Raw genomic sequence first — 26,418 nt, 5'->3', positions numbered from 1 at the left:
TCGCGGGCCATCTTGCGGATCACGGGCTTCGGGTCGGCAGTGCGGTACATCTCCACCGCACGCCGTCGCAACTCGGGCGGGTACTTCATCGGTGCAGCCATGGCAGAGGCTCCCTTCTCATGGCCCATCAGGCCATCTCCGGCAACCTTCCGCACGTCGGGGGAACCTCAGATCGTGGCTGACCTGTCTGGCTGCCTGATGCATCAAGTCGCGCAGAGCGTGGTGGACCAGGAGGAAGGCGAAGATCTCCTGCTCGACGCCGCGAGGGTGCTGGGATCGCAGGACCAGGCGGGGCCCGCCCTGGTGGGTCTTGATCTCGTCGAGCGTGGTCTCGATCTCCCACCGCTGGGCATAGAGCGCGGCGAGTTCCGCGGCCGGCGCGGCCTGCGGATCGAGAATGCTCGTGACCAACCGGTAGACAGCGGCGTCAGCGCCCCGGCCGAGGGTGTACTCGATGACGCGGACCCGAGTCGGGTCGGCGCGGCGGTTCTTGTCCCGGGCCGCGAAGATCTGCGAGAGGTAGGAGCCGTCCTCCAGCGCGGTCAGGACCGGCAGGACGGCATCGCTCTTGGCACGCCACAGAAGGTCGGCGCCGGTCTCGGTCGCCGCCCGCCACAGGTCGAAGCCTCGGAAGCCGCGGTCGCCCAGCAGGAGCATTCCGGGCGTCAGTGAGACGAACAACTCCTCGGCGAGCGCGCTCTCGTGAACGGTGAGCGGTGCGACCTGGGCCGCGAACACGGCGTGGGTGCCGCACTCGACCAGCGCGGCGACCCTCGCCTGCGGATACGCACTGCGCCCCTGCCCCCGGCAGGTTCCCGGCCGGCCGAAGAACTCCGCGTTCGCCGAGGGGTCGGGAAGGTCAAACGTGGTGCCGTCCACGGCGATCAGTCGCCACTCACGAAACCAGGACCCGTCCGTCTCCAAAGTCGCCACCGGCTGGCAGACCCGGGCGAACAGGGCTCTCAGCGGTTCCGGGCCCAGCCGCAGACGAGCCCGGCCGACCGCGGCCGTCGTCGGCACCCGCCAGGAGTCCTGCCAGCGGCGCTCCCTCTCCAATCCGTGGGTGAGCAGGCGCGCGACCTCTTCGTAACCCTGGCCCGAGAACAGGCACATGGCGAGGACGAAGTACACGACCACCCTGGCCGGCAGGAGCCGACGACGCTGTTCGCCCCGGCCGCAGTCGGCGATCACCTCATCGACCAACTCCGGCGGGAACGCACGGGTCAACACCCCCAACGCGATCCGATCCGAGAACCGCTCACCCACCGACAACTTCACCTGACCGGGCCTTGGCACAACCCGTCCAACGACCAAAGCCCACCAAAGTCACCGGTATTGCATCTAGATGATTGATGCCAAGGGCTCGTTGGCGCGCATGATATGAAGCGAGGGAGTCCAACGGTCGGTTGTGACGCCTGCCCTCCCTCGCGACCGCACTCTACGTGAAGACCGACGACCTGCTGAAGGAATCGCCGCATCTGGCGCCGTGGCGGCCCGAGATCGGCATCGCACCCCGACTGAGCGACGCCGAAAAAACACCAAAAAACGCCAAGCTGGCCTCACGCAGGTCACACCCCAGGCGGGGGCGCGCAGCAGTGGACGAGCGGCAACCGGAACGCCGATAGGCTGGCGGGTGATCATGTCCACGGCCGTCGAACAGGTCGTCCACGAAGCCGAACACCAACTCACGGACGGGACGTGGGACCTCGCAGCCAACGAATCAGCCCTGGCTCGTCAGACCGCTACCGCCCTGGACAACGCCGTCGGTCCCGCCGACAGCCACCAGGCGCTACTGACATTCCCCTCGTAGCGTGGAGTCTTGACCAGAGGGGAAGTTGAGGGTCATGGCGGGGAAGAGGCGCTCTTACGACGCGGAGTTCCGCGCGGGTGCGGTGCGCATAGTGACGGAGACCGGGAAGTCGGCCGCGGAGGTCGCGCGGGACCTGGGCGTGCAGCCGAGCACGCTGCAGAACTGGGTCCACCGCGCCCGGACCCGGGCGGACGCGGAGGCGGCGGGAGGCTTGAGCGAGTCCGAGCGCGATGAGCTGCGCCGGCTGCGGGATGAGAACGCCCGGCAGCGCAAGGAGATCGCCGAGCTCGGGATGGAGCGCGATGTCCTCAAGCGATCGGTGGTCCTGTGGGTGAAGGAGGCGACGAAGTGACGGTTGCGGGCTTCATCGCTGACCAGAGGACCGAGCACGGCGTCCCGCACACGACCGCCTGCCGGGCCCTTGGAGTGTCCGCGTCCTGGTTCTACAAGTGGCGCCGGCGCCCGGCTGAGCCGACGGCCCGCGAGGTCCGGCGGGCTGAACTGACCGACCGGATAAGGTACTTCTTCGCCGCGTCCGGCAGTACCTACGGCTCGCCCAGGATCACCCTGGACCTGTGGGCGGAGGGCTGGCAGGTCTCGGAGAACACCGTCGCCAAGATCATGGCCGAGCTCGCGCTCCAGGGCCGCAAGCCCCCGCGCCGACGCCGGTCACTGACTCGCCAGGGCAGACGCAAAGCGGCCCGCGACCTGGTCAATCGACACTTCGACGCGGTGGCGCCGAACGTTCTGTGGGTGGGCGACATGACCGAGATCGACACCGGCGAGGGCAAGCTCTACCTGGCCACGGTGATCGACCTGTTCTCGCGTCGGCTCCTCGGCTACGCGATGGGTGCCCACCACGACGCCGCCCTGGTCGGCGCCTCGCTCACGATGGCAGCGGCCACCCGTGGTGGCCGGGTGGACGGCGTGATCTTCCACTCGGATCGCGGCAGCGAGTACAGCAGCCAGGCCTACAACGAGCTGTGCGACCGCCTCGGCGTGGTCCAGTCGATGGGCCGGGTCGGGTCGGCGCTGGACAACGCCGCCGCCGAGAGCTTCCACTCCACGATCAAGGTCGAATACATCCACCGGCAGCGCTTCGCCATCCGCGCAGAGGCCCGCTTGAAGATCGCGACCTGGATCGCCGACTTCTACAACACCCGTCGCCGACACAGCGCGGCCGGCGGACTACCGCCCGTGGAGTTCGAACGGATCATCAGCAAGGCGCGAACCGAGGCTCATCAGGAGGCCCAGGCCGCTTAGCCAGGACTCCACGATTACCGGGGATTGACAACGGTGACCTCCACCGGATACGACGTGTCCGGGCCGAGCTCGCCCATCGCCGCGAAGATCGGGGCCTTGTCGAACAGCGACCAACGCCGCCCTGCCGCCCGCATCAGTGAACTGAACCTCGACCACCCCGGGCCACGGCTCATCGTCCACCCAGCGGACCGCCTCACATCGCAACTCAAGCACGAACGCCCCGACAGCCGACCAAGGTCATCACCGAGCGCCAGTATGCCGCGAGACGCCAGGCCCCGGTTACGGGACAACCTTTAGCTGTTGCTCAATCGAGCGTGGTGATCGTGAGTTCGAGTCTGCGGCCTCGGTTGGGCGATCCTCTGGTCGGCTGGGCATGAAAGTGGGACCTCCCGCACAGCCCAGGCGCCAGCCGTCGCGGAAGCTCTCGACCTGCTCGGTGTTCCTGGGCAGTCGCGAGGCGACCACCGCCGCCAGCGCGGCTTGCTCGACGGCGGCGATCCACAGGTGCCCGGCTCGGGTACCGACACCGAGGTGGTTGCCGACGAGCTTCGCGAGGGCCTCGCGCCGGTCGTCGGGCACCTCGTCGAACCCGGAGAGCAGGAGCCCGGCGAGGGCCGTCTCGGTGGTGTACATGTAGGTCAGGCGCACGGAGTTCTGGAGGTTGCCCAGCAGGAAGTAGCCGTTGCCGGCCATCGTCCCGAAGGCCCGCCAGAACTCGAGGTCGTCCTCCGGGGTGGGCAGCGCGGCGAAGAGGGCCAGCAGCCGCTGGTTGGCCGCGTGGACAGTGGGCTGGGCGGCGGTGACGGCGACGAGCTGGAGGGCGTGGTCGACCGTCAGGTTCGCCAGTTCGAGGTCCTCGGGGCAGTTGAGCCTCCCTGCCCACCTCGTCGTCCTTGGACTTCCAGTATTGGTTTGCCTGCCACCGCGAGCGCTTCGTCACCGAACCGAACTGCTCACCAGGGGATGTGGGCGCCCGCCAGACCGGCGTGCAGTGTGCTCAGGAAGGTGTAGACGGCCAGGAACGGTACGGGGACGGCGGCTCCGAGCCCCGTCGAGAACCAGAGGCGGTCGGTCCGCCGTGACGCCAGCCAGGACCAGCCCGCCCCGACGGCGGCCCCGGCGGCCGTCACGCCGACGATGATCAGCGCCTCCCTCCAGAGTCCGGGCTGGTGGGAGGTGGAGTGGACGTGTGCCAGGTACCCGAGCATCGCCAGCAGCGCGAGCGGCACGAGCACGGTCAGGACCACCGAACACCCGCTCACCTGCCGGCGGTATGGATCGTCGTCGTTCATGTCTCCCCACGGGTCGAAGCCGGGGCCCGAACTGTCGTCCGGGCCCCGGCGATTGTGTCAGCCGACGGTCACTGTCCGCTCGTCGGAGGCCCGTTCAGGGCGTTCTGGAGCGCGATGGCGTAGCGCTGGACGCCGGTGTTGTTGGGGTGGAAGCTCTCCATGCTCGGGCACACCACGCTGCCGGGGCACGAGTAGTCTCCACCGCCCGTTGTGGAGGGGCCGGCCACCAGGTCGTTGATTCCCGGACTGTCGTCGCAGATCTTGTAGCCGAGGAACTCGACCCCGGGGTAGTAGAACATGACCGGCACCGGGTCGAGCCGCGCCTTGGCGGCGGTCGCCGCCGCGTCCTGCATGTCGCGCATGCGGTCGGAGAACCCGTTGACGGTGGCCACCCGCGAGGGCAGCACGACGCTACAGCCGGGACTCATCTTGCTGATGTCGCCGAACAGTTGCGGGTATCCCAGGAGGATGATCTGGGCCTTGGGCGCCTTGTCGTGGATCGCGGCGAGCAGGTCGGTGAGGGGCTGCTTGACGTTGTCGATCCGCGTGTTCTGCTCGGTCACGTCCGGGCACTGGGAGGTCGGGTCTCCGCAGCCCGCCATGGCCTGGCCGAAGCCGGCGTCGTTGCCGCCCGCGGTCAGCGCGACGACGGTCGTATCCGCATTGATGAAGCCCGACTTGAGCTGCGGGATCTCGTGGTGCTGGCCCATCACGCCCCACTGCTGGTTGGCGATCATGTTGCCCACGAACGCCCCGGAACAGGCCACCGTGTGGTAGTCGAGGCTGGTGTCCAGGCCGTCCGCCAGCGCGCCGACGTTCTGGCTGTCACCGGGGAGCACGGTCTGGCGGATCCACGAGTTCTTGCTACGGCGGCAGGCGTTCCAGGAGCGGCCGGGCGAGGTGTCAGTTTTCTGGTCGGCGTAGGGGCCGACGTCGGTGCCCATTAGGTAGGGCTTGGCTCCCTCACCGGACGAGTAGGAGTCTCCCATCTGCACGACGATGTCCTTCGGCTTGCCCGGCAGCGGCTGGAATGCCACGGCGTCCCAGGCGATGTCCTCGGAGGCGTCGCCGTCCGGCGTCCAGTTGCTCAGCGAGACACCTTGGAAGTCGCTCCCGGGCTGGAAGTTGAACACGCCCAGGCTGACCCAGCTGTTGGTGTTCGCGTAGGCGTTGATCGCCCGGTTGCGGGTCGTGCCGTCGCCGAGGTGGATGGTGTAGATCGCTTGCTGGGTCTGCGATCCGGTGTCGGGCAGGTGGACGATGACGCGCTGCCAGCCGGAGACCTGCTGTCCCAGCTGCCAGGAACCGGTGATCGCCATGGGGCCGGTGGCGTTCACCGGCTGCGTCACGTCGTTGCCCGGGTTGCTGACCGACGCGTTGTCGCTGCGCGTGTGGGCGTACCAGAAATGGGCGCCGTAGCCGCCGCCGATCTGGTGGAGGTCGGCCTTGGCCTCGTAGTGGTTGGCCTGGTCCGGAGCGAAGCCGAAGCTGAGCGTGCCAGCGTTGTTCCAGGTGCGGGTGCAGCCGTCGCGCATGGGCGGGACCTGGCCGGAGACCGAGTCGATGACGAGTGCTCCGGCGGGCGGTGCGCCGCAGTCCGGGGCGCCGGTGTTGCCGTTGCCCGGTTCGGTGCGCAGGGTCTTGTACGTCATGTACTCGTGGCCGCAGGCTGCGGTTTTGCAGTTCTTCCACGAGGCCGTGGCGTGGTACCAGTACGGCGGGTCGCAGGAGGGGCCCATGTGGTCGACCTCGCAGCGCGGAGGGCTCTTGGGGTCGCAGTTGTTGCTGGCGTTGCAGAACGTGTCCACGGGGGGTTTCACGCCCGACTTCTGGATGTTGCTGGTCCACCAGGCGGCGGAGTAGCCGGCGGTGTTGCCCTTGTTGAGGTTGCCGTTGTCGTCGTAGGAGCGGCCGGTGTCGATCGGCCAGGCTGCCCAGCCGAGGACCTTCTCCTGGTAGGGCCAGTACTGGGGATGGGCGGCGTCCGCGTAGTGGTTGGCGTCGAGGAAGGGTTTGCGGTCGGGCTGGTAGAGGGGGTTGATCGGGTTGTTGAGGTAGCCGAGGCCCCACTGGGTGAAGGGTGCGGCCGGGTTGTACTTGTTGAGGCCGGAGTTGTAGGACCAGGCGGCGGTGAACCAGTTCTCGACGCTGGTCGGGTCGTCGTCGTTGAGCGTCAGCGGGTTGGGCAGGGCCAGGTCGTGGAGTTCGTTCCACTTGTCGGCGAGGGTCTTGGCCGCGGCGGCGATGTTGGAGGCGTAGTCGAGGGCGACGGCCTTCTGCTTGTCATAGGGCCACACGACGTCGCCGGTGCGCAGTCCGGTGGGGCCGTGCATGCCGTCGGTCTGCTGGCCGATGCCGTAGCCGCAGTCGACCTTGTCCCAGTTGATCTGCCAGACGTCCTGTGGATGGGCGGGGTCGGCCTTTGGGTGGCCGTAGTAGCCGCCGGTGAGCGGGTTGCCGGTCTGGCCGGGCAGGGCGCCGCCCTCGGCCTGCCAGAGGTTGGACTCCTGGGCGAGGACGCCGAGCAGGACCTGCGGCGGGATGTGGGCGTTGGGCGCGCCGGTCAGACTGGGGAGCGGGAACATGGCCTGCGGGTCGACGGTGCCCAGGCCGTCCTGGGTGCGCCAGCCGCCCTGGCGTATCCACTGGGCGGTCAGCTGGCCGCGTACGGCCATGTCGACGGCCCATTCGACCTGGTTGGGGGTGGGCTGGTAGGCCTGCTGGGTGGGGTCGTTGCGGGGGACGGAGCAGGTCCGGTCCTCGTCGGCGGTGTCGCTGCCGTTGCCGCTGCCCGTGTCGGGTGCGCCGTCGGCCGGGGCGAGTTCCTTAGCCCGCGGGGTGGCGGATCCGTGGGCGGCGGGGCGGCTGAGAGCCGGTGAGCCGTTGGCGCCCTGCGCGTGGTCGGTGTCCGTGTCAGGGGCGACGGAGAACGCCAGCTTCTTGCCGGTGGTCGGGACTTCGGCCTTGACCTCGACCCGGGCGCCGGCCTCCTGCGCGGGGGCCGTGAGCGGGTGGGCGGCGAGGCTGCGGGCGCTCGTGGACACGGACTCGTCGACGGCGAGGGCGCCCTTGGTGGACACCACGGCATCGACGGGCACGGCCAGCGCCTGGACCGTGCCGGGCAGGGGTGCGACCTGCTCGGGTTTGCCGGTGACGAACAACTTGCCGCCCGCGCCCGGCTGGAGGGCGATCTCGCCGGTGGGAGCCTGGGCGAGCGTCGCGACCTGGCCGTCGGCCAGCCGCTTCACGGTGGCCCGGCCGTCGGCGTGGTCGATGAAGGCGATGCCGCCGTCGGTGTCCGGGTGGACGTTGCTCGCCGCGCCCGAGGTGGTCGCGATTTCGGTCGCGTGCCCAGCGTCGTCGATCTTGCTGAGCCGTGCGCCGAGGGCGCCCACCAGACCGCTGCGGGTGGGCACCGCCGAGGTGACCTGCCCCTGCACGGTGACCGTCCGCGTGATCCGCCCGGCTTCGGTGTCGACGGTCAGCAGCCGGGTCTGCCCGAGGTCGGTGTCCCCGTTCTGGGTGAGCACCGCCGTCTCGTCCGCGCCGCAGCCCGGGTCGAAGTAGGCGAGCGAGACCGTCTCGGACAGCTTGGTCACCGCACCGGAGGTCAGGTCCACGACCGCGGCGAAGGCGCCGCGCTGAAGCAGTTCGGGCCGGTTGACGAACTGCCGCGGCGCGTAGACCACGACGGCCCGCCGGCCCGAGCCGGTGACGCACGAGTTTCCGACCCACAGGTCCGTACTGAACCCCGGCTCGGACAGGGTGGTGACCGTGCGCCACTGGTAGGCCTGGCCGCTCTCGGCGGCCAGCACGTGCAGACCGCTGCCGTCACCGGCCAGCGTCACCGCCCGGTCCTGCGAGCTGCGCCAGTCCTTGGGCAGCGATGTGTCAGGGTCGGTTACCTTGGACGGCACCGGCGGCTGGTCGGGCTGGGTGCCAGGGGCGGGCGTGGACAGCGCGGTGGACGGCGCGGGCGGATCGGCGGCGGCGGGTAACGCGACCGCCAAGGCGGGCAGTAGTGCGAACGCGCCGGCCAGGATGGCCGAGCGTGGTCGGAAGGACATGGAACCCCCTGATTCTCGATTCGTGGAGAACGTGGAACAGCCGGTCGGCTGCGGACACAGACTGGGCGCCGGGACCGCCGAAGTCGGCCACGGGAAATTCGGTCGCCGGATACGCGGTCATCGAGGCAAGGCCGCCTGATACCCGGTCGCCAGGAACTTCCGCCGGGAATTCGGCATGCGCCCGAACCCGGGCCCCTCTACCGCCGAAGCGCCTCCACGGGCTGGACCCGGGCGGCGCGCCAAGCGGGATAGAGGCCGGCGAGGAGGCCGGTGGCGAGGCCAATGAGCGGAGCCGCCACGACGGTGACCGGCGCGATGACCGGGGTCCAGTCGTGGACGAGCACCACGCCGAGCACAGTGAGTACGCCGAGCGAAGTGCCGATGAGTCCGCCCAGCAGGCCGAGGCCGGCCGATTCGGCGAGGAACTGGGCAGTGATGTGCCGACCGCGGGCGCCGAGCGCGCGCCGGAGTCCGATTTCCCCGGTGCGTTCGAGCACCGCGACCAGCGTGGTATTCGCAATGCCGATGGCCCCGATCACCAGGCAGATGGCGGCGAGCAGCAGGAACAGCTGGTCGAGGTCGGATGTGACAGTGCTGCGCAGGCTTCGCGGATCCGGTGGCGGAACGGCCCGGAAGTTCTCCGGGCGGACCGGATCGAGCGCGAGTGCAGCCTCGCCGGCGACCTGCCGGGCGGCACCGATCCGGGTGGCGATGATCATCTTGGCCCGGTCACCGGACGGCGCCCCCCACAGCCTCGTCGCCGTCTCCCGGGGAACGGTGACGGAGGAGAGGAGGTCTGCCTTGCGCCGGACGTCGTCCACGATCCCGATGACGGTGAACGGCTGCCCGGCGATGAAGACTGCAGGCTGGACGTCGAGCGTGGAGATTCCTAATCGGGCGGCGACGCCTGCGCCGAGCACGGCCACCGGCTGCGCGGTGCTGTCGTGCCAGGAGTCGAACGTCCGGCCCTGGAGGAGGTGCGGCTCCGCGGCGGCCAGGACACCCGCCGAGGCCGCCACGACCTGGGCCCGCTCGCCACCTGCCGCGCCGCCGACCGGCGCCGACCGCACGGCGTCATCGGCCAGCCGGACGTTCCAGTAGACGCCGGCCGCTGTGACCCCATGGAGGCGTTGTACCCGGGCGTCGGCGTCGGTGGGGAACGACAGGGCTGGGAGTTCCGCCGTGCCGCCGATGTCCTCGACGGACACTTCGGTGGCGGTCAGGACGTTGAAGTGCGAGTCGACCTGGGACGAGGTCGTCGCGGCCAGCCCAAGAACGGCCACGAACGTCCCGACCCCGAGGACGGTGCCCAGCCCGGTCAGCGCCGAGCGCGCGGGGCGCTGCAGGATTCCGGTCAGTGCCTCGGAGAGCAGGTCCCGGCCCGACAGCCTGGACGGTTCGCCCGCCCGGGGCGGGCAGTCGGGCCGAACGCGCTCACGACGCCGGAGAGTTATGCGGATGCTCACCGGGTCACCAGTTCCGTCAGTCCGCCGTCGCGGATCGACAGCGTGCGCCCACCGCGTGCGGCCACCCCGGGGTCGTGCGAGATCAACACGATCGTGATGCCGCCGGCGTGCAGGTCGTCGAGGAGCGCGAGGACGGATTCGGCCGTCGCAGTGTCCAGGTTGCCGGTGGGTTCGTCACACAGCAGCAGCGAGGGACGGCCCACCAGGGCGCGGGCGATGGCCACGCGCTGGCGCTCCCCACCGGACAGCCGGGTGGGCATGGCATCGAGCCGGTGGCCCAGCCCGACTCGATCGAGCGCGGCGCGAGCCCGTTCGTGCCGGACGGCGTGGCCGAGGTGGCCGTGCTGCCGGGTGTACAGCATGGCCAGGGCGACGTTCTCGGTGGCGGAGCGGTGCGGCAGCAGGTGAAAAGACTGGAACACGAAGCCGATCCGGCTCCCGCGTAGGGCCGCCCGGTCGCCGTCCGGGAGCGCCGCCGTGTCGATGCCGTCCAACAGGTACCGCCCCATGGTCGGGGTGTCCAGGAGGCCCGTGATGTTCAGGAAGGTGGACTTGCCGGAGCCGGACGGGCCGGTGACGGTGACGTACTCGCCCTGCTCGATGACGAGGTCGCACGGCTTGAAGGCCTCGACCGGCGGAGGACCGGCGTAGGTGAGTCCGACCCCGCGGAACTCGACGACGGCGGGGCTCACTTGGCACCCGCCCCGGCGGCGGGACTCTTGACGCCGACGATGACCTGGTCGCCCTCGTGCAGTGAACCGTCGGTCGTCGGCCGCACCTCCACGCTGCCAGCGCCGGTCGTCCCCGGGGTCACCTCCACCCGCCGCCGCTGCCCGGCCTCGGCCACCGTGACCACGGTCTTCCCGTCCGCCGTGGCGGAGAGCGCGGAGAGCGGCGCCGTCAGCACCGGGCCAGGGGAGGAGGCGGCCACGATCGTCAGACGAACATCCTGGTTGGCCAGCGAGACGTCCAGCGGGCCGTCGGGCTGGACCAGCAACTGGTACCCGGCGCCGCTGCCCGGGCCCGCCGTCTTGGGCTTCCCCGCGCCGCCGTCCTGGGCCTGCGGGGCGGCCACGGCATCGGCCACCGAGGCGACCGTGGCGGACGCCTTCGTTCCGGTCAGCTCGGAGAAGACCTCCACCTTCTGCCCGGGCCGTACGAGACCGCGCTCTGCGGCCGTCAGGTTCCCCCGGACCACGAGGGCACCTGCGGAGAGGGAAAGCACCTTGCCGTTGACGGTGCTCCCGACCTGACCGGCGACGCTGTCGACCCGGGCCGGGAAGGACGGCAGGAACACCAGCTCGGCGGCCGGCACCATCGGGCCCCGGGCAGCCTTCGCCTCGGCCAGCTTGCCGCGCAGGCGTTCCAGGTCCTCGGCGGCGCGTGCGACCTGCTTCTTGGCTGCCGCAGGGCCGGACGCTGATGGATTGCTGCTCCGGCCAGATGCGCTGGGGGCCGGTGAAGCGGGACCGGCACCGCCGGAGGCCTCCGGCTGAAGCTGATCCCGGGCATCGGCCAAGGCTCGCTCTCCGTTCGTCACGGCGTCCTGAGCCGCAGAGACGCGCTGCTCCCCGTCCTGGGCGGCGGGCAACGGGTCGTACCCGTGCGCCGCGTAGAAGCCGGCGACGGCCGCCTTCGTCGCCTCCCCAAAAATGCCGGGCTCGTCCCCGGTAACCGGGAACCCGGCGCCGGCCAGGGCGTCCTGGAACTGCTTCACGTCCGCCCCCTTCGTGCCCGGCCTGAGGTCCCGGTAGACCGGCAGCTCACCCGGCAGCGCGAAGACTGGCCGGCCCGCGACCTCCAGTACCGAAGACGCCGACTTCACCTCGTCGCCGGCCTTGAGCGGCAGCTGGGTCACAACCGGCAGGGCGCCGCCGTTGCCGGCGTTCCCGGCCGGCGTCACGTCGACGGTCCGCCCGGCAGTCACCTGACCGCGCGTCACCACCGTCGATGTCAGCACGCGCCGCTCCACCGGAGCCATCAGGACGTCGGGCGGCGGCGGCCCGGTCTCGGCCGCCGCCTGGGCCGGCGACTTGATCAGCAGCGACGCCCCGGCACCCGCGCCGGACAGGGCGATCGAGACCAATGCGGTGGCAATCAGCACCGATCGTCGGCGCGCGGCGGCTGGCATCTTCAGTTCCCCCCGAAGTAAAGCCGAATGATCCGGCGAAGGCCGTGGAAGCTCCGCCCACGGGCGGGCCAAAGCCCTCGGTAGCCATGCGAACACAGACCCTAGGCATGCTGACGGAACGTTAGCAACGCCGTTTTCGGCTGTCTGCGTGAACCTGCAAGGGTGTTCCGCATCACACTTGACGATTCGTCGGGTCGACGTGACGATGGACGGCGGCTACCCGGGGGGGTGGCAATTCTTCCGCTCGGATCGCGTGCACTGCTTGCACGTTCCGTCGAGCGTTTCCAGGTGCGTTTCCTGTGCGTACTTCCGCATGCCCCCAGGTGCATCTACGTGCATTTCGTCCCTGTGTTTAACGCCTCCGAAGGAGTGGAAATGAAGCGCAGAATGGCCGCCCTGCTCACCACCGCCGGCGCCGCCCTGGCCACCTTCGCGTCCGTCGTCCCGGCTCACGCGTTCGACTACGTCTCCGACACCTGCGGCTACCAGGACAAGTCGTACTGCTTCGGGATCTTCTACAACTCCGCGAGCAACGGCGTGTCCACCAGTCCGTGCTTCCTGTCGAGCCAGAGCATCGACGACCACTACGGCGTCAATTCGCCGAACGGCAACATCATCAGCCTCTATCAGTTCGGCTGGTCCGACCAGTATCTCCGGACCAACCTCGGCGGTTCGCACTGCGAGGCCAACTCCGAGGGCAGTGGCTATGCGCTCAAGAACGATGCGGCCTCCGTCGTCAACGGCGACGCCTGGGCGAGCTACACCGTCTTCTACAACTCCAACTTTAACGGGACGGCGCAGACGTTCGACCCGAACTCGAACGGGAACCTCATCTCCCGGTTGCACAACAACAACGCGTCCCACCGGCGCAACGGCTGATGCGGCCGGCAACGTTCCAAGGACCACGCCCTGCCGGCCGCACCGCGGCCTGGCTGACACTGGCCGTGCTGGCCGCCGGTTCGGCGGGCTGCACGGCGGCCACGCCGAGACCCTCGGCGACGGGTGGCGCGAAGGCGCCCGCCGCGACGGCGGCGGGCCCGGCGGGCGACGCGAAGGCGCCCGGCGCGACGGTGGACAGCGGGCTGGTCAAGGGCATGGTGCTGCCGCTCCAGGCGTACATGACGGGCTACCCGAGCCGACTGGCGGTCGAACAGGCGAAGCGGCGGATCCAGCGCGAGTGCATGAAGGGGCTGGGGTTCGACTACGACCCGCCGCAGCCGGGAAGCTACCCGCCTTCGAACTTCGACGGTGCCAACATGGCGCGCCGCTACGGGATCAGCGTCCCGGAGGAGGCTGAGAAGTTCGGCTACCACCTGGCCGGCAACCCCGCAGACCCGCCGCTGTACGAGCCCGGCAAGGCAGCCGGCGTGGCGCTCACGGGCAAGGACGAGAAAGGGATAAAGGCCACTGACCCCCACATTCCCGACGGCGGTTGCCTAGGGGAGTCCGACCAGAAGATCGGCCGGATCAACGAGTCGCTGGTCAACCAGCTGAACGGGGACAGCTTCGAACGCTCCCAATCAGACCCGACAGTCGTCCAGGTGATCTCCGCGTGGAGCACGTGTATGAAGGCCAAGGGCTACTCAGCCACCAGTCCGCTGACCGCCACCGACCAGCTGCAGAACCGCGGTTCGGGAGAGGTCATCCCGGCCGAGATCGCCTCGGCGACCGCGGACATCGCCTGCAAGCGGGAGACGGACCTGCCCCGGATGTGGTTCGAGGACGAAGTGCGGATCCAGAACGAGCTGATCGCGGCGAACCAACTCGCCCTGACCGAGGAGCGCGACAAGAACACAGCGGTGGTCAAGCGGGCCTCCTCCCTGGGCTGAATAGCATCTGGTGGAAGTAAGGCGGCTGGAAACCCTGGGGATGGTGTCGGGTCAGCTGGACGCAGCGTGGGAGGAGAACCTGGCCGCGTGCCGGGAGTACTTCGAGCACCACGGCACCCTCGCCGCCCCCCCGTACGGCCACCGCGCTGGACAAGCCGGTGGGGCAGTGGCTGTCCAATCAGCGCCGGCCCGGCGTGCTCGCCGGCCGCCCGGCCTGGGTGGAGGCCCTCGCGGAGATCGACCCGGACTGGAACCCCGCGTGGCCGCTGGACTGGCAGCGCCACTACGCCGCCGTCGCCGACTGCCTGGACGGCGGGGCGCAGCTGGCGGATCTGCTGCCGGGGGGTTGCGCTCGGCGTCGAACCGCTGGCGGCCCCGGCCGAGGAGGCGACGCCGAAGAAGAAGGCCGGCGCCGGGAAGCCGAGCGCCTTCGACCGGGGCGTGGCCGCGCTCGCCCAGTACCGGGAGCGCACCGGTTCGGTGACCGTGCCGCGCCAGCACGTGGAGAAGATCGAGGACGGTGACGGCGGCACGGTAGAGGTGAAGCTCGGGGTGTGGATCTCCAACACCAAGAGCCGCCGGGCGAAGCTGACCGCCGAGCAGTTGGAGCGGCTCGCCGCGCTCGAGCTCGACTGGCGCTGAGACCGGCGGGCCCGGCGCCCGCCGAGAAGCGCTCCAGGCCGTCTCTGCCCGCCTGCGCCCGCCGTGTCCGAGGAACACGGCGGGCGCAGGCGGGGCCGCGCCGGGGCGAGGGCGGCGTAGTGGTGGGCGGGGCTCGTTAGTCCTTCGGGCGCTTCCACGGCCAGTGGGAGGGGCCGTGCTCGGTCAGCGCCGAGCAGACGGCCTTGACCAGTGACTGCGGGTTCACTGAGTTCGCGGCCTTGTGCTCGGTCCACTCCAGCGCGTAGACGAACAGGTCCCGTACGTGCTCGGCCGCAGCATCGTCGCCGGCCGCCACGGTGAACAGCGCCTCGAAGGAGTCGGGGTCTTTCGAGGACCAGGCAGACATCAGCCGCAGGGTGTGCGCGCGGGCGGGCGGCACCCGCTCGTCCAGGCTCTCGGTCTGCTCGTCGGTCTTGGAGACGAGCTTGCCGGTGGCCCACTCGTTGCCGGTCACCATGGTGATCGAGTCGAGGAAGGCGGCCGTCGCGCGGGCCATCGACAGCAGGTCGAAGCCGCGAAGGGCAAGTACCGTGTCCAGGCGCCGGCAGGCGGGATCGAACTCTCCGAGAGCGGCTTGGGCCACGGCGGCCTGCAGGTGGACCTGGGCGAGCTGGTGGTCGTCGGCGGCGTACGTCACGCCGTCTCCTCTCGTGGATGGGTTCTCGGCCGATGCCCCGCTTCGAGTTGAGCGGGCGGCAGCTGGCGGCCTGGCAGGCGGGGGCTCTCAGGCGCGGCTGGCGTAGGCGATCTCGTAGGGGGTCTGGTCGGCGATGATGTGGATGCCGCTGAGCAGTGCGGCCCATGGGGGGGGTCGCAGCCCTCGACGGCGACGATGGACAGCTGGGAGGCGGCCGCCGTCGGCCGGTCGAGTCGTTCCTCGATCATGTCGTCGGTGAGAATCTCGTACGCCACCTCGATGCCATCGAGCAGTCGCTGACGACGCTCGTTCGCTCGGGTGATCGCGTCGGCGTCGCGGGCGCCCAGTAGCCGGTCGACCGGGATCCTGAGCAGCGCTTCCAGTTCGGCCAGGGTCGGTTCCTCGCTCAGCCGCTTGAGGCTCTCCTGGTCCAGCGGAGGCTTCCCGGTGACCACGCGGTCCAGCACGGTGATGCCCAGGGCCGCGCCTGCGCTGGCGTAGCGCCACAGCAGGGCCTCGATGCCCCGCCCGTACACGAACGCGTGGTGGTAGAACCCGCTCAGCGCCTGCGCGTGGGAGTCGAACGACGCCCCGTCGAGCCGGCGCTCGGCGCTGTCGCCCAGCGAGCGGGCCCGGCGCTCGACCGCGATTGCCGAATGCCACTCGTGTGCGAGGTCGCCGACCGCCTCGTTCAGCGCGGCCAGGGCCTCCAGCTCCGGCTTGCTCAGCACGCTGAGCTGGTCCCGGCCCGGAAACTCGGACATGAAATCCCCCTGCTCTTGCGATGGCGGGAGGGCGGCATCGACGGCCCGCGTCCTCCTGGTGAACTGCCGGCCCGGGACCGGGCCCGGTCGGGGATGGCGTCCGGCCCGCCGGACGGTCCCGGCGGGCCGGTCATGAAGCTCGGCTTGCCGGCTCCGTGGGCCGCAACCGGGCCGGGCCGACGGCTGCCGGCTGGTCGCCGGTGGCAGGCTCGAGCACCGTGGTGACCTGGTGGTGCACGACGCCGAGCTCGCGGAACAGCCGGGCCGGGAACGGCACGGTGTCGTGCCCGCCCCTGCCTTCCGTGTTCGGCCGGTACAGGAAGGCGAGCGGTCCGCGGATCTCCCGCAGCTTCCCGCGCAAATCCGGGTCGGCGACGGCGTCGAGCATGTGCTCGGCCACCGGGTTCGGCTCGTGCGGGGAGTCCTCCCGGACCATGGCCCACAGGCCCGCGCGGCTGACCTGCAGCTCGTTGGCCGGCAGCCGCCGGACTCCATGCTCTCCAGGTCACCGGCAACATGGACGGAGGCGATCATGTGGTTGGCGCCGTCGTACGCGGACATCGAATGCTTCACGAACACCACGTCCCCACTGGGCCTCACCACCACGGCAAGGTAGGGATCCACGCGGTCCGCCCCAGCCCGCTCCCCTGCCTCAACGGACCGAGCAGCCGCGCGCAGCCGGCGTCGGTGCGCGGCCGGGTCGCTCGCGCCGACCGCTTCGTCGAGTTCGGCGACCGCGTCGAGCAGGTCCTGTCGGCCCGGTCCTTCGCGACCCCGGCGGCGAACTCCCCGACCACCGCCGCCAGCCGCCCGATCTTGAGCACGTCCTCCGGCCGCACGTCCTGCTCAGCCCACTTCCGGGCGAGGGCCGCGAACTCGTCCAGGTGGACGGCGCCTTCGAGTACCTGATCGTCTTCCATGGCGCCGAGGCTACCGATCTGCGAACAGGTCGTCAGCAGCACACCGAACAGACCCTTCGTGGAGACCTGACACCGCACGGTTTAGGGCTGGGTCAGCGCGAACGCCTTCTCCGTGACCAGCAGCGGGGCGTCTGCAGGGCCCTTGATGTAGGGGCCGCGCCAGATAATCTTGTGGATGCCCTGGCTCGGATACCACTGGCGGACCTTGTGCATGCGCACCGGAAACCGGTGCCGGTACGCCCTGGCCGCGCCACCATCATCATCGCTGCCACCAGCCGGCCGAGCCGCGAGCTGCACGACCCGCACATCGCGCGGCGGCCTGCCCAGCGCGAGCAGCCTTCCCGACTCCCAGCTGGCCCCCTCCCGATGCAAGGACACCTGGGTCGACTTCTGCGAGGCCAGCCGCCAGAACGCGAACATGTACCGCCGCACGAAATCCTGCGTCACGTCCTCGACCACCTCACCGCTGGACCACTCACCGACCTCCTGGACCTGGCGGCGCGCCTGCGCGTGATGCCGCAGCGCGTGCTGGACCTCCTGGATCCTCGCGGACTGCTCGTGCAACTCCTCGGTCGACAGCTGCGCGAACCTCCCGTCGCCCACCATGCCCTCCATCCCGTCCGGCACGAGCATCGGCATCGGCGTCCCCGCCGAGCGCGCCACAGAGACCGCCAGACGCCACTCCTCAGGCTGCACCGGTTCGTCCCGGTCCATGAACAGCGTCACCCGCACCCCCGGCAACCCGCCCTCGACCGGCGGCCACCCGTTGAACATCCGGATCGGCGTCCAGCCGAACGCCGCAATGTCCGACAGCACACCCACCCTGTTCGCCAGCACCACCGGCTCCGGCAACACGAGCAACCCCGCCGGCACCGGCAGATCCGCCTCACGGTCCAAGGTCGCAGTGTCCGCGATCTCCAACGTCGCAGCCGCCGCCATCACCGCCGCGTGCGCCGCCGGGGAAATCACGAACACCTCCGCCGAACGAAGCAGACCCAGATGCTGCGAGACGGCCCAGTCTGCGTACTTGTCGAGGTCATCGTTGTGCGGCGGCGCGACTCCGACCGCACCGACAGTGATCGACATCGCGTACGCGCGGGCCTGCGATTCGCTCAGCCCGCCGGTCAGGACCCCCGTGCGGTAGCTGTCCGTGAAGCCGTGCTGGAAGTTCCGCGCGATCATGGCCCGGATGAACGGGCTGTCGAGCGTCTCGACACTGTGACGGACCATCTCATGGGCCCGCCGAGCCGCCCCGGTGGCCGTCCACTCCCCCGCCTGGTCCCGGGAGCGTTGACGCTTTCCCCTACTGGCCCTTCCCATCGGACCCCTCTCCGACGCGCTGACACGGCCGGAAGACTGCCCAACCGTCGCAGTCTTCAAGCCGCTGTCCGACGCTCGCGACACAACCGCATAGCGGGCGACCGGGAGCAGGGGGACAGCGCTGGCGGGGGTCGCCCTCCGGCCCGGCGTTTCGGGGCGAAGGGCGGGACCAGCAGCTGGCGATGACCTCGGTCAGCGGCAGAGTTCCATGATGGTGCCGTCGAAGTCGGGGAACTCCTGGGCGGCCGGCTCGACCACAGCTGCACCTGACCGGCGCCGGCCCGGTGCGAACCGTTCCGGATGGTCGTCCGCTTCCGGTCGGGACGGCGGAGCCGGTCGGGCGAGCACGGGGTGGCTGCCTCCCAGGGGTCGAGGCCATAGGCCAGCAACCACAGCACGTCGCCCAGGTCTCGCGCGACCACCCCGGCCACCCCCTTCGGGCATCCTCGGCGTCCGCGTCCGACCCGAGCTGGAGGTAGGCCCACTCCAGGTAACGGGCGCGCACCCTGCGGTGGAACGCCCAGTAGCTGGTCTGCCAGCCCTCCGGCCACGCCTCGTAGGGCAGGTCCTGTGTGCTCCCGGCCACGGTGAAATCGATCGCTCCGTCCTCCGGATCGGCGGCGTCGGCCCAGGTCACCGCTCCTCCCCCGGTGCCGCCGGTACCGTCTTCGTCGCCCGCGCCGGACGGTGTGCGCCGGTGCGGGCGACCAGGTCGTCGATCCCGATCCGCACCCCGGCCGACAGCAGCCGCCGGGCCAGCCGGACGCCGTCGCGGCCGAACACTCTCGCCGCTACGGCCGCCGTGACCAGGCGCGCCGTACTGTCGTGGTCCACGTTCCCTCCCCAAAGAGAGCAGATGTGAGGAGGCGCCGACGCCCTTCGCGGCGCCGGAGGCACGCGCCTCCACCTATGAAGCGAACGGCAACCGTAAAACGTGCAGAAAATCTTTCACGCAAAGTGTTTAGTCATACTCGGACAGTTGCGGTCAGATGCGGTCCGGCCGGGACGTGACCGAAGACTCTGCCGGAAGCCGGGACCATCGTGCGCAACACCGGTCAGATCCCGTGGGGCCTCCAGAACCTCATCACCACCGCGCGCGTGACCATCGCTGGCGAACGCGCAGCCTCCCAGCTGCCCGGGACCCCTTTCGTCGCCCGTGAGACCAGTGGGCGGCCGTACTGCGGTGCGGAAACGGTGGGTGGTGCCTTCGTCGACCCTTGACGGCCTCGGTCTCCTGTCCCATACCCGGGTGCAAAGCAGGTGTCTCAGCTCTCGGCGGGGGCGGCGGGCTGGTCTGCTTGCCGGGAATCGGATCGCCATCAACGGGGTTGGTGGGGGATCAGCCGTTATTGGAGGGGTCATGCGAGCGATTCAGGTGTACGAAGTGGGCGGTCCCGAGGTGCTGCAGGAGACCACGGTGGACCAGCCGCGGCCGGGCCCGGGCGAGGCGATCGTGGAGGTCGCCGCATCCGGGGTCAACTTCCTCGACGTCTACCACCGCGAAGGCCGGTACAGCCTCCCGCTGCCCTTCACCCCGGGCGCTGAGGGCGCCGGCACGGTCGTCGAAGTTGGACCCGGCGTCGCTGACGTCGCAGTCGGGGACCGGGTCGGTTGGGTGGAGATTCCCGGCACGTATGCCGAGCAAGCCGTCGTGGACTCCTCCCGGCTGGTGCCGCTGCCCGACGATATCGGCTTCGAGGCAGCCGCCGCCGTGCTCCTCCAGGGCATGACCGCGCACTATCTCGTCAAGGACGCCTACCCGGTTCAGGGGGGCGACACGGTGCTCGTGCATGCGGCTGCTGGTGGCATGGGGCTGCTTTTGACCCAGCTCATCACCCACCTCGGCGGCAGGGTGATCGGCACGACGTCGACCACGGCGAAGGCCGAACTGGCGAAGCGTGCCGGGGCCGCTGAGGTGATCCTCTCCTCCGAAGTCGACGATCTCGCAGCCGAGGTGAGGCGACTCAACGGCGGTCAGGGACTGCCGGTTGTCTTCGACGGCGTCGGCGCGCACACCTTCGACGCGAGCCTCGCCAGCCTGCGAACCCGCGGCCATCTCGTGCTCTTCGGCGCGGCAAGTGGTGCCGTGCCTCCGTTTGATCCGATTCGGCTCGCCCACGGCGGTTCGCTGACCCTGACCCGGCCCAGCCTCGGGGACTTCATCGCCGATCGGTCCGAACTGCTCCGACGGGCCGCCGATGTGTTCGAGTGGGTGCGCTCCAAGGCGCTTGAGGTCACCGTAACGGGCCGCTACGCATTGTCCGAGGCCGCCCAGGCCCACAGCGATCTGGAGGCTCGGCGTACCACCGGCAAGCTGCTCGTCGTACCCGATGCGGCCGCTATTGGACGCCGCGAGGAGACGCAGAGCTGATCGCGGGTGACGAGGTCGGAAGTTCCGCCCAGGTGCAGAAGAAAACCGGCGACTCGCTGCGTTCGTGGAAGAACGGGACAGACGTAGTTCTGGCCGTCGGAACCCCTGAAGCAATCCACCAGGCCCCGACGTCCGGATGACCACGGCCCCGCACAGAGGGCGCACTCCCACGGGAGTGCGCCCTCTTGCCGTTAGGTGCGACCCTCAGACGCGGACGGTTGGGAGGGCTGGCGGTGCGAAGCCGGGCGCAGGCCTTGCTGAGGGACATGGTTCGGTCCGGCCCTGGCCGCCGATCGGCACGGGAGTCCACAGCCCCGGGGCCGGTATCAGCCGATCCGGCCGAGGTGAATCACGATGATGGTGACCGTTGTGTCTGCGATCTCGTACAGGACCCGGTAGCGGCCGACGTGCATCCGGCGCAGGGTCCGCGCAGCCGTACTCCGCGCTTCCCGGCGGGCGCGGGGAGTCCGCGAGCAGGTCGACGGCGTCCATGAGCTGCCGCAGCCCGTCGGCGTCGCGGGCGGCCGCGTTGATAGCCGGTGCATCCCAGATGATCGTGTAGCTCAAGCGACCGGCCCCAGGCCGAGCTGCGCGCGGACCTGCTCGTGCGGCACGCCCGTGGTTTCGCCGACGGACCGCCTCGCCCGGCACTGATGACGCTGCCTGAATCTCCCCGGCCGGTGCTGGTGGGTTGGTCAAACCTGCTGGAGTTGTCTCCCCAACCCTCGGGCGGGGAGACCGGGGTGGAAGCCGGCCCTGGGGTCGGGTCAGGCGGGGCGGGTGGCGAGGACGGCGAGAAGATCCTCGGTCGTGGTGTTCTGCCCCAGGCGCGGGAAGATGCGGGTGACGCTGTGGTCGTGGGCGGTCGCGTCGAAGCTGGTCATCGCGTCGGTCACCAGCACGACGTGATAGCCGAGCTCGTAGGCGGTGCGTGTTGGTCTCCACGCCGATCTGCGTGTTGATGCCGGCGAGCACCACCTGCGTGTCGCCCCGCTCCTGGAGCTGGGCGTGCAGGGTGGAGTTGGTGAAGGCGCCCCAGTTGGTCTTGGTCACCCGCAGATCACTCGGCTGGGCGCCCAGCTCGGGCAGGAGCTCGACCCAGTTTCTTACCCCGGTCAGCTGGCTCCCCCGAACCTAAGGGGATCCGGTGCGACGTAGCGGGAAGGCGCCCGCACGATACACACGGGCGACGCCGAGTCAGCGGTACCGGAACAGCTGCTGAAGCCGGAGGATCTCTGTCTGCCAGTGCGTACGGGCTGCCGTGTCGCCAGGAGGGAGGTTCCGTCCCTGTCGCGCGGCCAGGTCGCGGTACAAGGTCAGAGACCCGGCGCCGTCCGCAGCCAGCAGCGAGGACAGCAACGGCTCGTCAGCCGCAGTGTCCTTCTCCACTTCCAGCAACACCTTCAACCGGTCGTCAGGATGGAGAGCAGGCAGGGCCCCGCCGAGCTGGCGGCGCAACCGTGACCAGGAGGTGAGGGAGCCTTCACGGGCGGCCTTCTTCAACGCCCCGCGTACCGCAGCGGCCACGTCGGACAGCTGACCCGCCGACAGGCGCACCGGACCGTTCGACGCGTCCGTCGCTTCGACCTTGTCTGACCGGGCGGGAGCTGTCGTACGCAGCTGGTCAGCCGATGCTGCCGCCCGGGCCTCGCCGCGCTGACGCGGGCCTGGACCCGCAGGCATCTCCTTGGAACGGGCTGCGGCCCGGGTCCGTACGCGGCCTGCCCGGGTGCGCCACCGATCGACGTCTCCACGCTCAGCGGCTGTGACGGAGGTTCCTGCCGCCCTCACGAGCGTGTCGAGAGAGCCCACCATGAGCAGCAGGGTGTTGTTCGAGATCCGATCCCCCAGGCGGTTCAGATCGCTGAGAACGCCTCGCATGCGGCGATGCGCGGTCCGCTCCGCGGCCGACACGCGGTCCCGCGGCGGTGGGACTGTTCGATAGACCCGCGGGCGCCGTGCCGCGGCCTCGCGGGCGGCCTGTTCAGCGTCCCGGTGCGGCCACCGGGCATGGCGTTTCTGATCCTCCAGGAACATCGCCGCACTCCGGGCGACGTCGTCCTCCTCCCTGCTGCGATCGGTGCTGGCGACCGCGTCCGCCCGGGCGAGCAGTGTCCGCACCGAGCTCGCCTTGCGCTGCCCCACGGCCTCCTTCAACTGCCCGAACACCTCGCTGCGCAGCGAGGCCTGTTCGGCCAGCCAGGCGCGCGCCTGGCCGAGTGCGGTGGCGAGTTCTTCGACTTCTTGTCCTTGCAGGAGCCCGGAGGCCTCGTACTCGTCACACAGGGACGCCACCGTGCGAACGGAGCCAGCACCTATGGCAGCGGTCAGGCGCCGTACGGGGTCCGGCTTCCGCACGACCGCGGGCGCCTGCTCCTGCGGGCGCGGAGCGAGGAACCGGGGCCGAGCGACACGTGCGCTGGTGATCCGTTCTACCGCCGGGGTCCGCAACCCCCGCTCCGTCATCTCGCACTCGTCGAAGCCGAACCACTCGGTGGGGCGGGCAAACGTCTCCGTGCCGATTCGCACCTGCCGCTCCGTGCCCGCGCTATCAAGGCGCACCCGGTGCACGTACCGCCGGCTAACCAGGACCTCGGCGGTGACCGGGACCGATACGCCGAGAACCGGCTCAACGCCCTCCTCATCCCACGACGGCGGCACCACCGTGTCGAGGTGAACGCGCAAGGTCGCGGCAGGGTCCTCGAAGACAATGTCGACGAGCGAACCGACCGGGACGCCGTCCGGCCGGGCAAAGTAAAAGGCGGCCTGCTGGCCTCGGGCATGTAGCCAGGCCTGCGCGGCGGACTTCACGTACAGGTGGTCGGCGCTGGACACATCCCGGGCCCGCCGATCGCACACATGCATCCCAGTGGGGTCGGGGAAGTGCGCGAAATGGCACACCCGGTCCGTGTACAGCTTCGTCGTCAGCTGCGCGCCACAGCCGCCGAGCAGCAGCCCGCACCAGAACGTGTCCTCGGCATGGCGATGACGGAAGGCGTCCAGCTCGATCGCTTCCAGTGGCAGGATCAGCGGATCATCCGACACCGCGCTGCCCAACACCGCCGTCTGAATGCGCCGCTTGTCACCCGCCAACAACACCCTCCTAACCGACCAGCGCCCGCGGACGCGGTCAGCCCTCGCGTACCCGGGCCGTTGGGCCAGCGCCTGAGTCACAGAGCACCCGAGGGAAGTCGAAGCCCCTCGGCTCGTTCAGGTAGAGCTTGGCGGTAGCGACCTTAGACCTCGACGTACACCGCGATCACGATGCTTTTCAGGGCGGTCGCGACATAGATGACGCGGACACCCTCAACCTCGTCTCGATAATCGCGGATCGGCACGTCGGCTCTCAGCACCCCAATATCGGGGCGTACCGAGACAGCGACGAGCGCGCGATCGAGGCGATGCGTTTCGTCGGCGGTCAGCTTCTCGATCTGCTGGGAAGCCGGGGGGTGGAACAAAACCCGGGCCCGGCGGGGAGCATGGCTAGGCGACACGCTGCCCAGTCTGCCCGCTGGCGAGCTCGGCGAGGTGCTGATCGCGCAATTCCTCCCAGGGAACGCACTTCTCGACGTCGGGCAGGCCGTTGACGGCAATATCTTCGATCACTTGTGCGAGCATCTCGGCGTCATGTCGCTCGCGGTCGGCCCAGGAACGCAACGCATTAGCCTCAGCCTGGCTGACAGGCTTCCGGCTAGCGTCATCGTGCTCGGTCATACTTCTTCTCCCGGACGAACGAGTGACGGGCTGACACACGCCCGTGGGTGTGTGTCACCACGCTATCCAAGCGGAGGGTCTCGGGGGAGCACCTACGAGATTTCGTAGGTGCTCCCAGCCCGGAAGCCGTCCATGCCGTGGAACCAGCGACCGAATTCGGTCGGTGGTCCACACTTCCGTCGCGACCACCTACCAGATCTGGTAGGTGGTCGAAGATCGCCCCACTGCCAGTAGTGCTCCGCCGGGGCGAAACGGGATCCGGGACTGACGGTTCGATGGGCTGGTCGGTCACCGGTCGCCGCTGCCGGAGCGCAGCCGGGCGAAGACGTCGGCGGCCAGGGTCCACTTCGGCCCGCTGATCGGGGAGGCCAGGGAGGCCATCGCCTGCTCGTCGGTGCGCAGGACCAGGCGTGGCAGCAGGCGGCGATGACCTTGGTACAACGTAGGTTCGAGGAAGGAAGCACCACCGGACCGCGCTCTGCCTGCCAGCTGGGCCGGGTCGGGCGCAGCGGGATCGCCCTGGTCCGGGTGGCGAGGGCGACGGCGAGGGCGGCGCAGTGGCGCTCGCGCTGTTGGCGGGCGTGCTCGTTGGCGTCCGTGGTCGGGGTGTCCTCGACCGCGCTCCTGGAGGCACCCCATTGCTCGATGTGATCGCGCCGCCGACGGTAGTTGACAGATCACGTTCGAGGAAGGGTTCGGTGAGAGTGACGTCCTACTGCGCCTTCGGTGGCAGGACGTTCTCAACGTAGTACGTCTGCCCGGAGCCGTTCGGCACACCGTCGATGATGATGTTGCCCCGCGGCGTGAACTCGCACACGACGTACGTCTCCAACATGTCGTGGGTGTCGGCCACGCCTGGCCCGGCCGCCTCGGCGCAGCCCACGGACGTGGTGGACTTCCACACGAGCTGTGTGAAGGTGCCCGTCCTGTCGTGGTAGCCGGGGGTGTTGAAGTCGTAGTCGTTGACCTCGCTGTACCAGCTGTTGACCGCGTCGGTGCAGGACCTGGGGACGATGTTCGGGCTGCTTGAGAGGTAGCCGTTCGATCCCCAGAACAGATTCTCGCCATACGACTCGTCCGGACCGTCGTGGCCCAGGTCGAGCTTGTGACCGGTGGACTCGTGCTGTGCCCGGCTCCTGGCGTAGTCCACCGCCTTCTGGTCGGTGGTCAGCGCGGGAACCCCATGCTTGGCCCGCGCCACGTTGATGGCACTCAAACAGTCCCGCTGGAACGCGGCGTCGGTCTTGTCCCGCAATGAAGCCCGCGGAAACCCGCCGGCCCACGCGGGCTGCGTCGCCACCATCACCACGCCCGCCACCAGGGCGGCCTTCCAGATCCGACGCTTCACCGCGTACTCCTTGCCGTAGGCGCTGATCAAGAAATCCAACGCGGCACGGGCGGCAAGGACACGGGGCGGTGTGGTCGGCGAGCGTGGCCGGGCCGCCTGCGTGGTGGGCCGATCGTCGGGGTCCTGGTCGTGGTGCACCACGGGGGGCGGGGCCGACGCGGACGTCGATGGCCCGGAGGGTGCCGGGGCGTAGCTGGTCGAGGGCGGTGAGGATGCGGCGGTGGTGGAGGCGCAGCTGGGCGGCCCAGGCTGGGGAGTCGGCGACCACGCGCAGGCGGCGGGTGGTCGGGTCGTAGCCTGCGAGGTGCCAGTGGGTGGCGGCGTCGGGGCTGACGATCGTGGGCCAGCGGTCGCGCAGGCCTCCGCCGGCGGTGCCGAGGGTCCAGCTGTGGGCGGTGACCAGGGCGACGATGAGGGTGCCGCCTTCTATCGAGGAGGACATGGATGTGCGAGTCACGCAGACCGAGTCGGGCGTCCCGTTCCTCAGTGTGGCCTTGTTTGGTGAGGTCGAAGGCGAGAGGGATGGTGTATTCGGCCTTGTAGAGGTCGGCGATGTCGAGGACGAACGAGGTCGCCAGTCCGGTGTGGACGAAGCCGAGGCCGGGGCTGGCGCCCAGGCCGGTGATGACGGCGTGGCAGATCCCGTACAGCGCCGCGTTGGCCGCCGATAGGGGCCGGTTGAGGTCGTCACCCGCGGCGTAGGCGTCGCCGGCCTTGTAGACGCGGCTGTTCCAGGGGACGCCGGTCCGGCGTGATTCGGCTTGGTAGAGCTTTCGGATACGGGCGCCTTCTCGCCCGCGCAGTTGCTGCATGGTGGCCGTGC

25 protein-coding genes and 4 pseudogenes are annotated in these 26,418 nt (G+C 69.8%); 7 read left to right on the top strand and 22 right to left on the bottom strand.

Going from position 1 to position 26,418, the window contains the following annotated elements; genetic code table 11:
- Window positions 1-117 precede the first annotated feature (117 nt).
- Window positions 118-1,314 (bottom strand): IS4 family transposase, encoded by a 1,197-nt coding sequence (locus tag ACZ3YL_RS41080; RefSeq protein WP_465662823.1) that lies wholly within the window; start codon window positions 1,312-1,314, stop codon window positions 118-120.
- A gap of 101 nt (window positions 1,315-1,415) precedes the next feature.
- Between ACZ3YL_RS41080 and ACZ3YL_RS41075 the strand changes: the two are divergent.
- From ACZ3YL_RS41075 to ACZ3YL_RS41065, 3 genes and pseudogenes are all read left to right on the top strand, one after another.
- Window positions 1,416-1,532: pseudogene (locus tag ACZ3YL_RS41075) on the top strand (IS982 family transposase); the annotation flags it as partial.
- A gap of 312 nt (window positions 1,533-1,844) precedes the next feature.
- The gene (locus ACZ3YL_RS41070) at window positions 1,845-2,162 is read left to right on the top strand and encodes a transposase (protein WP_465662822.1); all 318 of its coding nucleotides are present in this window, start codon (window positions 1,845-1,847) and stop codon (window positions 2,160-2,162) included.
- Window positions 2,159-3,073 carry an IS3 family transposase gene (locus tag ACZ3YL_RS41065; protein ID WP_465662820.1) on the top strand — a complete coding sequence of 305 codons (915 nt, stop codon included), beginning with the start codon at window positions 2,159-2,161 and terminating at the stop codon, window positions 3,071-3,073. The genes ACZ3YL_RS41070 and ACZ3YL_RS41065 overlap by 4 nt, the downstream gene beginning before the upstream one ends.
- A 279-nt stretch (window positions 3,074-3,352) precedes the next feature.
- Here ACZ3YL_RS41065 and ACZ3YL_RS41060 read toward each other — a convergent pair whose 3' ends face one another.
- The 6 genes from ACZ3YL_RS41060 to ACZ3YL_RS41035 all read right to left on the bottom strand — a co-directional run bounded on the left by ACZ3YL_RS41060 (window position 3,353) and on the right by ACZ3YL_RS41035 (window position 12,101).
- Window positions 3,353-3,766 carry a hypothetical protein gene (locus ACZ3YL_RS41060; protein ID WP_465662818.1) on the bottom strand — a complete coding sequence of 138 codons (414 nt, stop codon included), beginning with the start codon at window positions 3,764-3,766 and terminating at the stop codon, window positions 3,353-3,355.
- Between the two features lie 260 nt (window positions 3,767-4,026).
- Window positions 4,027-4,365, bottom strand: a complete 339-nt coding sequence (locus tag ACZ3YL_RS41055) for a hypothetical protein (RefSeq protein WP_465662816.1) — start codon at window positions 4,363-4,365, stop codon at window positions 4,027-4,029.
- 68 nt (window positions 4,366-4,433) lie between these two features.
- Window positions 4,434-8,432 carry a golvesin C-terminal-like domain-containing protein gene (locus ACZ3YL_RS41050; protein WP_465662814.1) on the bottom strand — a complete coding sequence of 1,333 codons (3,999 nt, stop codon included), beginning with the start codon at window positions 8,430-8,432 and terminating at the stop codon, window positions 4,434-4,436.
- A 197-nt stretch (window positions 8,433-8,629) separates the two neighbouring features.
- Entirely contained in the window at window positions 8,630-9,898 is a 1,269-nt protein-coding gene (locus ACZ3YL_RS41045; RefSeq protein ID WP_465662812.1) for an ABC transporter permease, read from the bottom strand.
- Window positions 9,895-10,590 (bottom strand): ABC transporter ATP-binding protein, encoded by a 696-nt coding sequence (locus ACZ3YL_RS41040; RefSeq protein ID WP_465662810.1) that lies wholly within the window; start codon window positions 10,588-10,590, stop codon window positions 9,895-9,897. The genes ACZ3YL_RS41045 and ACZ3YL_RS41040 overlap by 4 nt, the downstream gene beginning before the upstream one ends.
- Window positions 10,587-12,101 carry a peptidoglycan-binding protein gene (locus tag ACZ3YL_RS41035; RefSeq protein ID WP_465662808.1) on the bottom strand — a complete coding sequence of 505 codons (1,515 nt, stop codon included), beginning with the start codon at window positions 12,099-12,101 and terminating at the stop codon, window positions 10,587-10,589. Before ACZ3YL_RS41035 ends, ACZ3YL_RS41040 begins: the two co-directional genes overlap by 4 nt.
- Before the next feature lie 303 nt (window positions 12,102-12,404).
- Between ACZ3YL_RS41035 and ACZ3YL_RS41030 the strand changes: the two genes are divergently transcribed.
- The 3 genes from ACZ3YL_RS41030 (at window position 12,405) to ACZ3YL_RS41020 (ending at window position 14,500) form a co-directional block, all read left to right on the top strand.
- On the top strand, window positions 12,405-12,908 hold the full coding sequence (locus ACZ3YL_RS41030) for a hypothetical protein (RefSeq protein WP_465662806.1): 504 nt from the start codon (window positions 12,405-12,407) through the stop codon (window positions 12,906-12,908).
- Between the two features lie 65 nt (window positions 12,909-12,973).
- Window positions 12,974-13,858 (top strand): hypothetical protein, encoded by an 885-nt coding sequence (locus ACZ3YL_RS41025; protein ID WP_465662804.1) that lies wholly within the window; start codon window positions 12,974-12,976, stop codon window positions 13,856-13,858.
- A 66-nt stretch (window positions 13,859-13,924) separates the two neighbouring features.
- Window positions 13,925-14,500 carry a helicase associated domain-containing protein gene (locus ACZ3YL_RS41020; protein WP_465662802.1) on the top strand — a complete coding sequence of 192 codons (576 nt, stop codon included), beginning with the start codon at window positions 13,925-13,927 and terminating at the stop codon, window positions 14,498-14,500.
- Between the two features lie 136 nt (window positions 14,501-14,636).
- Here the strand turns inward: ACZ3YL_RS41020 and ACZ3YL_RS41015 are convergent, their stop codons facing one another.
- The 6 genes from ACZ3YL_RS41015 to ACZ3YL_RS40990 form a co-directional block, all read right to left on the bottom strand.
- Window positions 14,637-15,158 (bottom strand): hypothetical protein, encoded by a 522-nt coding sequence (locus tag ACZ3YL_RS41015; protein ID WP_465662800.1) that lies wholly within the window; start codon window positions 15,156-15,158, stop codon window positions 14,637-14,639.
- Window positions 15,155-15,922 carry a hypothetical protein gene (locus ACZ3YL_RS41010; RefSeq protein ID WP_465662798.1) on the bottom strand — a complete coding sequence of 256 codons (768 nt, stop codon included), beginning with the start codon at window positions 15,920-15,922 and terminating at the stop codon, window positions 15,155-15,157. Before ACZ3YL_RS41010 ends, ACZ3YL_RS41015 begins: the two co-directional genes overlap by 4 nt.
- Window positions 15,923-16,052: 130 nt before the next feature.
- Window positions 16,053-16,322, bottom strand: coding sequence for a hypothetical protein (locus ACZ3YL_RS41005; protein WP_465662796.1), 270 nt, complete (start codon window positions 16,320-16,322; stop codon window positions 16,053-16,055).
- A 196-nt stretch (window positions 16,323-16,518) separates the two neighbouring features.
- On the bottom strand, window positions 16,519-16,884 hold the full coding sequence (locus tag ACZ3YL_RS41000) for a hypothetical protein (RefSeq protein ID WP_465662794.1): 366 nt from the start codon (window positions 16,882-16,884) through the stop codon (window positions 16,519-16,521).
- 39 nt (window positions 16,885-16,923) lie between these two features.
- Window positions 16,924-18,072, bottom strand: a complete 1,149-nt coding sequence (locus tag ACZ3YL_RS40995; protein WP_465662793.1) for a hypothetical protein — start codon at window positions 18,070-18,072, stop codon at window positions 16,924-16,926.
- A gap of 723 nt (window positions 18,073-18,795) precedes the next feature.
- A complete protein-coding gene (locus tag ACZ3YL_RS40990) occupies window positions 18,796-18,996 on the bottom strand; it encodes a hypothetical protein (protein WP_465662791.1) in 201 nt (66 codons plus the stop codon).
- 526 nt (window positions 18,997-19,522) lie between these two features.
- Here ACZ3YL_RS40990 and ACZ3YL_RS40985 point away from each other — a divergent pair.
- Window positions 19,523-20,533, top strand: coding sequence for a quinone oxidoreductase family protein (locus ACZ3YL_RS40985; protein WP_465662789.1), 1,011 nt, complete (start codon window positions 19,523-19,525; stop codon window positions 20,531-20,533).
- 326 nt (window positions 20,534-20,859) lie between these two features.
- On the opposite strand, the gene ACZ3YL_RS40980 is transcribed toward ACZ3YL_RS40985, so the two are convergent.
- From ACZ3YL_RS40980 to cas1, 9 genes and pseudogenes are all read right to left on the bottom strand, one after another.
- Window positions 20,860-20,946, bottom strand: a complete 87-nt coding sequence (locus tag ACZ3YL_RS40980) for a type II toxin-antitoxin system RelE family toxin (protein ID WP_465662824.1) — start codon at window positions 20,944-20,946, stop codon at window positions 20,860-20,862.
- Between the two features lie 354 nt (window positions 20,947-21,300).
- Window positions 21,301-21,586: pseudogene (locus ACZ3YL_RS40975) on the bottom strand (isochorismatase family protein).
- Window positions 21,587-21,730: 144 nt separating this feature from the next.
- Entirely contained in the window at window positions 21,731-23,626 is a 1,896-nt protein-coding gene (locus tag ACZ3YL_RS40970; RefSeq protein ID WP_465662787.1) for a zinc finger domain-containing protein, read from the bottom strand.
- Window positions 23,627-23,769: 143 nt separating this feature from the next.
- Window positions 23,770-24,027 (bottom strand): hypothetical protein, encoded by a 258-nt coding sequence (locus ACZ3YL_RS40965; protein ID WP_465662785.1) that lies wholly within the window; start codon window positions 24,025-24,027, stop codon window positions 23,770-23,772.
- Window positions 24,017-24,247: a hypothetical protein gene (locus ACZ3YL_RS40960; protein WP_465662783.1), complete on the bottom strand. Its 231-nt coding sequence runs from the start codon at window positions 24,245-24,247 to the stop codon at window positions 24,017-24,019. The genes ACZ3YL_RS40965 and ACZ3YL_RS40960 overlap by 11 nt, the downstream gene beginning before the upstream one ends.
- Window positions 24,248-24,535: 288 nt before the next feature.
- Window positions 24,536-24,688, bottom strand: a complete 153-nt coding sequence (locus tag ACZ3YL_RS40955; RefSeq protein ID WP_465662781.1) for a hypothetical protein — start codon at window positions 24,686-24,688, stop codon at window positions 24,536-24,538.
- A gap of 271 nt (window positions 24,689-24,959) precedes the next feature.
- Complete coding sequence (locus ACZ3YL_RS40950) at window positions 24,960-25,736, bottom strand: CAP family protein (protein ID WP_465662779.1); 777 nt, start codon at window positions 25,734-25,736, stop codon at window positions 24,960-24,962.
- 37 nt (window positions 25,737-25,773) lie between these two features.
- Window positions 25,774-26,037: pseudogene (locus ACZ3YL_RS40945) on the bottom strand (DciA family protein); the annotation flags it as partial.
- A 10-nt stretch (window positions 26,038-26,047) separates the two neighbouring features.
- Window positions 26,048-26,418 (bottom strand): annotated as a pseudogene (cas1, locus tag ACZ3YL_RS40940) (CRISPR-associated endonuclease Cas1); the annotation flags it as partial.

This window comes from Kitasatospora sp. NPDC023176, assembly GCF_055560495.1.
This window is presented reverse-complemented; position numbering and strand designations above follow the sequence as displayed.